We start from the raw sequence: 7,146 nt of genomic DNA, 5'->3' as shown, positions 1-7,146 counted from the left end.
GATCAAGCGGATGGCTTACGGCTACCGGGACAGCGAGTTCTTTTTCATGAAGATCAAGAATGACTTTCCCGGCAATCCGTGAAGAACCTTTTTTTCGCCCGTCAGAAAGCCCGGCAAGGGGGGGGCGAACTCGCGCTTTATGAAACCAACCCACAAGCCGCCTTGCGGATGAGCCCGCAAACACGCAGCTCCAGGTTGACATAAGGTATGCCGGCAAACCATTATCCGGTCATACCTAAGCAACGGGCCTTCTCAATGTCCACAACCAACCACGCCATCTCCGCTTCGGGCTTCATTGCCCAGGCTGGCGCGTGCGTTGCCGTCGCCAAGAAATCCAAGAAACAGCCGCTCATCTGACCGAGGCGCGCTGTCTCGTCAGGTGGGCTGACGAGACAGAAGGCGCCAGGTATCCCTGCCAGAACACTTCGACTCTTCACCCTCTGACGCTGACTTTCGGTCAACATCAGGAGTTATTGCATGTCGAATTTCCGTGGTATCTGGATCGCCCTCGTCACCCCATTACGCGCCAATGAAGTCGACTTTGTCGCCCTGGAAACGCTGGTGAAGAAGCTGCTCGAAGAGGGCGTGACCGGTTTTGTGGTGTGCGGTACCACGGGGGAGGCAGCGGCGCTGTCCAAGGCCGAGCAACTGGCTGTGCTGGATGCCGTTCTGGGCTGGGTGGAGTCGGGCAGGGTGGTGATGGGGCTGTCGGGTTGCAACCTGCGCGAACTGTTGACGTTCCAGGCAGAAATCCAGCGGCGTGACGTGGGTGGGCTGCTGGTGCCGGCACCTTGCTACATTCGCCCATCACAGGCCGGCATCGAAGCCTTCTTCAACACCGTGGCGGATGCCGCCAGCGTACCTGTAATCGTCTACGACATTCCCTATCGCACCGGCGTGCGGATCGAGCGCGAAACCCTGCGCCGGATTGTACGGCACCCGCGTATTGCGGCAGTCAAGGATTGCAGTGGCGACAGCGAAACCACCATGGCCCTGATCCAGGCTGGCGATGCCCAGGTGCTGGCTGGGGAAGACCTGCAGATTTTCAACAACCTGTGCCTGGGTGGGGCAGGGGCCATTTCGGCCTCGGCGCATGTGCATGCCGACCTGTATGTACGCATGCTGCGGCAGGTCGACAGCGGCGACTGGGTGGCCGCGCGTGGTACGTACTATCAGTTGCTGCCCTGGATCAGGATGGCGTTTGCCGAGCCTAACCCGGCGGTGGTCAAGGCGGCTTTGCAGTTGCAGGGGTTGATGACCGACGAGCTGCGTGAGCCCATGCAGCCTTGCACCGAAGCCACCCGAGGCAAGCTGGCGGCTGTATTGGCGCTGCGCGGTGGCTTGGAGTAGGGCTTGTACAAAACCTGAAAGCTGGCGCGACTACTGTGGGAGCGGGCGTGCCCGCGAAGCAGGCTGCGCGGAGGATGGCACGGGCTTCGCCCGTGTTCGCGGTGTACGACCGCTCCCACAGGGATTTGCGCCAGCTTTCAGAAATTGGGCAAGACAGTTGCTACCAAAGCGATCACGCTGGCTTTCCGGTCTGCGTTTCATCTGCCGGTTGAGGCAAGGACTCAGTTCACCATCACTGCATCCAAGGCCTGTTCCAGTGTGCTGACCGTGCGCTCGATATTGTGCAGTTTTTCGAGCCCGAACAGGCCGATGCGGAAGGTCTGGAAGTCTGCCGGCTCATCGCATTGCAACGGCACGCCGGCGGCGATCTGCAGGCCGTGGTCGGCAAATTTCTTACCATTCTTGATGTCGGCATCATCGGTGTAGCTCACCACTACGCCTGGGGCCTGAAAGCCGGCTGCGGCCACACTCTTGAACCCTTTGCCGGCAAGCATTGCGCGCACCTTGTCGCCAAGGGCCTGTTGTTCGCTGCGGACCTTGTCGAACCCGTAGGCTTGCATCTCGCTCACCACTTCGCTGAACCGCGCGAGCGAATCGCTGGGCATGGTCGCATGGTAGGCATGCCCGCCCTGTTCATAGGCCTGCATGATCTGCAGCCACTTTTTCAGGTCGCAGGCAAAGCTGCTGCTTTGCGTCTGCCCGATGCGCTCGAGGGCCAACGCACTGAGCATCACCAGCGCACAGCAAGGGGAGGCGCTCCAGCCTTTCTGCGGTGCGCTGATCAACAGGTCGATGGCGCACTTGTGCATATCCACCCACAGCGTGCCCGAGGCGATGCAGTCCAGTACGAACAGGCCGCCCACCGCATGCACGGCGTCGCCTACGGCCCGCAGGTAGTCGTCGGGCAGAATGATCCCCGATGAGGTTTCAACGTGCGGCGCGAACACAATCTGCGGCTTGTGCGCCTGAATGGCTGCCAGCACCTCGTCCAGCGGCGGTGGCGCGTATGCAGCCTGGTGGCCGGGGTCGACCGGCCGGGCTTTCAGTACCGTGGTGGCTGCCGGGATGTTGCCCATCTCAAGGATCTGGCTCCAGCGATAACTGAACCAGCCATTGCGTATCACCAGGCATTGCTGGCCGGTGGCAAACTGTCGTGCTACCGCCTCCATGCCGAATGTACCGCTACCGGGGACTACCGCAACAGCCTCGGCGTTGTAGACCTGCTTGAGGGTGCTGGAAATGTTCCTCATCACCCCTTGAAAGGTCTGCGACATGTGGTTGAGCGAGCGGTCGGTGTAAACCACCGAGTACTCGACCAGCCCCTCAGGGTCAATACTGGGATAGAGCTTTGACATGGGGTGACTCCTTGGCAGAGATGTCCATGGTATCGACCCTGCCCTAAGCCTTGGTAAATGGCAAGATGGGGCGGGACTGATTGCAGGGAGATGGCCAGCCACCGAACAAATGCTGCTCCCTTAAAGAGCATTGCCTTCGGTAGTAGATTGACTACGCTCTGTTTGGATAAGCAATCAGGACTGTTCAGATGGGAAGGAAATTGAATGCCGCCGCAGTGCTCTTGCTGGCAATGGGTTTGAGCCCAATGTTGTTGGCCGATCCCGGAAAAGCGAAAGGTCATGACAAGGGAAGCCAACACAGCAACCAAGGGCATCAAGGCAACGGTAATGACTGGCACAGTGGGCCTTCCGTCGACGTGGGCGGGGTGCGTGTCATCCTCAACGATAATCGCGGTTACTGGAATCCAGGCGCCTCTCTGCCTCCCGGCATTCAGAAGAATCTGGCGCGCGGCAAACCGCTCCCGCCCGGAATCGGCAAGAAACTACAGCAGGTTGATCGGACGACTTCCCCACTACGATGGCTATGAGTGGCAACAAGCCGGGGCTGACCTAATCCTTGTGGCTATTGCCTCGGGTGTGATCTATGAGGTTCTGCACAATGTGCTGGATTGAAACCGTCCAACGTCGTCAAGGCCCAGGTGCTCGTCGATCAGTTTCGCGACAGTCTTGGCATGAGTATGGCCAAGGTCATGGCCGGCCTTGGGGAACACTTCCAGCCTGGCATCTGGTATCAACTGCGCCAGCCGCTGGCCGACCGCAATTGGACTGATCGGGTCCACTGCGCCCCACAGCAACAATACCGGCAGTCGCAGTTCGTGCAATCGTGCAGACAGGTCGGCGCGATCATCGAGGAACCAGCGTGGCAGGGTAGGGTTGTCTGATTCAAACGCCGCGCGCCAGTCCATGGCACCTAAAGCCGGGAGGTTCAAACCGCCCGAAGTGACGGCCAAGACCAGGTGAGTGACCAAGTCAGGGCGCTCAAGTGCAATATGCACCGCTACAACCCCGCCCATGGATTGAGCCACCAAGGCCGTAGGCCTGTCGATCTGCGTGATCGCTAGCGCGGCGAGATGCTCCAGGCAGGTTACATTCGGGTTAGCCGGTGTATCGCCAAAACCGGGCCAGCCAATGTGGTGTGCGGCAATTGTCGTTTCGAGGGCTTCGGCAACCGGGCACCAGAATTGAGCGTTACCTGAAGCGCCAGGAAGGAAAAGAATCTTTTGAGGGGAGTGTGTCACGGCTCGGTCCTTGAGTCAGGGATCACGCAGCTTATGAGCAGTCGCAGCTAATCACAAATGATGTCCTCATAGGGCAAAGCATTGAGGCATAAAGACGGCTCGTGCCTTGAGGGCGCGTTGCCCACGTTCATCCTCACCGATGGGCGGGGGGACGAACAAATCAACTACGGCTTCCCTGCGCAGCCCGGCGAGGGCAGCCTGCATCCGACGGCCGGCACTGACTACAAAGCGTTGGGACGGTATTCGCTGTTGGTCGATATCGGTCTCTCATGAAACAACGCTGCCACAAACAATGACTGCCATATCCTGATCGATCGCCAGCCCCAGCATGCCTGGGCCTCACGCCAGTCAATAAAGTTATGGCCCACATCTGAATCTTGTATTTCATCTGTACGCGCACAGCTGATTAGCATCGTCGATGTCTTCCTGTCGACGAGAACAACAACGTGAACCTTGGAACGATCATTACCCGAAGTGCCAGCTACTGGCCGGACCACATCGCCGTGGCGGACAGCCAGGCACGCGTCACATACGCCCAACTGGAGCGCCGCAGCAATCGCCTGGCCTCAGCGCTGGGTACGCTGGGCGTGGGTGTCGGCGAGCATGTGGCGATTCTCGCCGCCAACCGCGTGGAGCTGGTCGAAGCGGAAGTGGCGCTGTACAAGGCGGCGATGGTCAAGGTGCCGATCAATGCGCGGCTGTCAGTGGATGAAGTGGTGCGGGTGCTGGAAGACTCCTGCAGCGTTGCACTGATCACCGATGCCAGTTTTGCCCAGGCGCTGGCAGCGCGACGTAGGGAGTTGCCGCTGCTGCGCCAGCTTATCGTGCTGGAAGGCGAGGGCGGTGACCTGGGTTATGCCGCGTTGCTTGAGCGCGGCAGTGAGGCACCGCTGGGCCTGGAACCGGCCGACGATGCGCTGGCCGTGCTGCATTACACCTCCGGAAGCTCTGGCGTGCTCAAGGCTGCGATGCTGTCGTTCGGCAACCGCAAGGCGCTGGTGCGCAAGAGCATCGCCAGCCCTACACGGCGCTCCGGGCCCGGCGACGTCATGGCCCACGTGGGCCCCATCACCCATGCCAGCGGGATGCAGATCATGCCGCTGCTGGCGGTGGGCGCCTGCAACCTGCTGCTCGACCGTTATGACGACCGCTTGTTGCTGGAGGCCATTCAGCGCGAACGGGTGACACGGCTGTTCCTGGTGCCGGCGATGATCAACCGCTTGGTCAATTACCCCGGCGTTGAACGCTTCGACCTGTCGAGCCTGAAGCTGGTCATGTACGGCGCCGCGCCCATGGCACCGGCCCTGGTGAAAAAGGCCATCGAATTGTTCGGGCCGATTCTCGCGCAAGGTTACGGCGCCGGTGAAACCTGTTCGCTGGTCACCGTGCTGACCGAGCAGGACCACTTGGTGGAAGACGGCGATTATCAACGCCTGGCTTCCTGCGGGCGGTGCTACTTCGAGACCGACCTGCGGGTGGTCAACGAGGCGTTCAAGGATGTGGCCCCGGGTGAAGTCGGTGAGATCGTGGTCAAGGGCCCGGACGTGATGCAGGGCTACTGGCGCGCGCCAGCGCTCACCGCCGAAGTGATGCGCGACGGTTACTACCTTACCGGCGATCTGGCGACGGTCGATGCACAGGGGTATGTGTTCATCGTCGATCGCAAGAAGGAAATGATCATCTCCGGCGGTTTCAACGTTTACCCCAGCGAAGTGGAGCAGGTGATCTACGGCTTCCCCGAGGTGTTCGAAGTGGCGGTGGTCGGCGTGCCCGACGCGCAGTGGGGTGAAGCGGTGCGCGCGGTGGTCGTGCTCAAGCCCGGGGCGCAAATGGAGGCCGCCGAGCTGATCGAGCGTTGCGGCCGTGCGCTGGCAGGTTTCAAGAAGCCGCGCGGCGTCGATTTTGTCAGCGAACTGCCGAAAAACCCCAATGGCAAGGTGGTGCGCCGCCTGGTCCGGGACACCTACTGGCAACACAGCGAACGTCGTATCTGACCAGGGAGCATCACCATGTATCAACCCAGTGCAAAGGCTGCGCAGATTATCGAAGCGATCGAAGGGTTCGTCCGCGATCAGGTACGCCCGCTGGAGCAGCAGGCACAGCTGGACTGGGCGCGTCCGCACCCCCAGTCGGTGCTGCGGCAGGTGTGGAAACTGTCCAGCGAGCAGGGCCTGTACACCGTCATGCTGCCCGAAAGCATGGGCGGGGCTGGCCTGAACGTGGCCGACCTGTGCGCGGTGAAGGAGGCCACGGTGCTGACAGGCTCCATGCTCGCCGCACACGTGTTGGGCGAGCTGTCGGGGCCGCCGCGGGTTGGCCACCTGTTCAAGGTTGCCAACCCCTACCAGGTCGAGACCTTTCTCAAGCCAGTGTGCCGCGCTGAAAAGGCCGTGTGCTTTGCCCTGACCGAAGCCGAGGCCGGCTCCGATGCCACCGCCATTACTACCCAGGCGCGCCGCGACGGCGACCACTATGTGCTCAGCGGCACCAAGCGTTACATCTCTGGTGCCACCTACGCCGACCTGGCAGTGCTGCTGGCGGTGACCGGGCCGGGCAAGGGCGCCCAGGGTATTTCGGCGTTCTTCGTCGACCTCAACGCCCCGGGTGTGCGAATCGAAAGCGATTACTCGGTGATGTCCGGTGGCGGTGCCCATGGCGACATCATGCTTGACCAGGTGCGCGTGCCCGCGGCAAACCTGATCGGTGAAGAGGGGCAGGGGTTCAAGCTGGCCATGGGGCGCATCACCCTCAACCGCCTGCTGCATTGCCCGACCCTGCTAGGGATGGCCGGTCTGGCCCTGAACCTGTCGATCGAGCATGCACGCAACCGCAAGCAGTTCGGCCAGCCGATCGCCATGTTCCAGGCGGTCAACCACATGATCGCCGACATGGCGACCGAGCTGCACGCTGCGCGCAGCATGGTCTACGCCACGGCCCAGGCGAACGACGCCGGGGGCGATATCCGCACCCAGGCGCCGATGTGCAAGCTGTTCGTATCCGAGGCTGCCTTCCGCATCGCCGACAAGGCGGTGCAGGTGCACGGCGGCGCCGGGCTGATGCAGGGCCACCCGGTGGAGTGGATTTTCCGCGCCACGCGGATGATGCGTATCCTTACCGGCACCAGCGAGATCCAGCGCAACACCATCGCCAAAGGCGTGCTGATGCCTGCCTGAACGACGGGCCGCCCTTGCGGCGGCCTTTTT

General features: G+C 61.5%; 7 protein-coding genes and 1 pseudogene. 5 read left to right on the top strand and 3 right to left on the bottom strand.

The features are described from left to right. The coding region (locus ACFY9W_RS21855; RefSeq protein ID WP_391134545.1) for a hypothetical protein at nucleotides 1-202 on the bottom strand (202 nt) is incomplete at its 3' end. A 275-nt stretch (nucleotides 203-477) separates the two neighbouring features. Here ACFY9W_RS21855 and dapA point away from each other — a divergent pair. Next, on the top strand, nucleotides 478-1,350 hold the full coding sequence (gene dapA, locus ACFY9W_RS21850; RefSeq protein WP_391134542.1) for a 4-hydroxy-tetrahydrodipicolinate synthase: 873 nt from the start codon (nucleotides 478-480) through the stop codon (nucleotides 1,348-1,350). 221 nt (nucleotides 1,351-1,571) lie between these two features. Here the strand turns inward: dapA and ACFY9W_RS21845 are convergent, their stop codons facing one another. After that, the gene (locus tag ACFY9W_RS21845; RefSeq protein ID WP_391134539.1) at nucleotides 1,572-2,705 is read right to left on the bottom strand and encodes an alanine--glyoxylate aminotransferase family protein; all 1,134 of its coding nucleotides are present in this window, start codon (nucleotides 2,703-2,705) and stop codon (nucleotides 1,572-1,574) included. Between the two features lie 188 nt (nucleotides 2,706-2,893). Here ACFY9W_RS21845 and ACFY9W_RS21840 point away from each other — a divergent pair. After that, a pseudogene (locus ACFY9W_RS21840) lies at nucleotides 2,894-3,317 on the top strand (anti-virulence regulator CigR family protein). Here the strand turns inward: ACFY9W_RS21840 and ACFY9W_RS21835 are convergent. Next, nucleotides 3,287-3,943: an alpha/beta fold hydrolase gene (locus ACFY9W_RS21835; protein ID WP_391134536.1), complete on the bottom strand. Its 657-nt coding sequence runs from the start codon at nucleotides 3,941-3,943 to the stop codon at nucleotides 3,287-3,289. The pseudogene ACFY9W_RS21840 and the gene ACFY9W_RS21835 sit on opposite strands and share 31 nt — an antisense overlap. Nucleotides 3,944-4,060: 117 nt before the next feature. Between ACFY9W_RS21835 and ACFY9W_RS21830 the strand changes: the two genes are divergently transcribed. The 3 genes from ACFY9W_RS21830 to ACFY9W_RS21820 all read left to right on the top strand — a co-directional run bounded on the left by ACFY9W_RS21830 (nucleotide 4,061) and on the right by ACFY9W_RS21820 (nucleotide 7,116). Beyond that, complete coding sequence (locus tag ACFY9W_RS21830; RefSeq protein WP_391134533.1) at nucleotides 4,061-4,216, top strand: hypothetical protein; 156 nt, start codon at nucleotides 4,061-4,063, stop codon at nucleotides 4,214-4,216. A gap of 173 nt (nucleotides 4,217-4,389) precedes the next feature. Continuing rightward, nucleotides 4,390-5,937 (top strand): AMP-binding protein, encoded by a 1,548-nt coding sequence (locus ACFY9W_RS21825; protein WP_391134530.1) that lies wholly within the window; start codon nucleotides 4,390-4,392, stop codon nucleotides 5,935-5,937. Between the two features lie 15 nt (nucleotides 5,938-5,952). Further along, a complete protein-coding gene (locus ACFY9W_RS21820) occupies nucleotides 5,953-7,116 on the top strand; it encodes an acyl-CoA dehydrogenase family protein (protein WP_391134527.1) in 1,164 nt (387 codons plus the stop codon). Nucleotides 7,117-7,146 lie beyond the last annotated feature (30 nt).

The organism is Pseudomonas sp. NPDC008258, from assembly GCF_042956345.1.
GTDB lineage: Bacteria > Pseudomonadota > Gammaproteobacteria > Pseudomonadales > Pseudomonadaceae > Aquipseudomonas.
The sequence above is the reverse complement of the archived record's forward strand: the minus strand, read 5'-3'. Positions and strand labels throughout refer to the sequence as shown.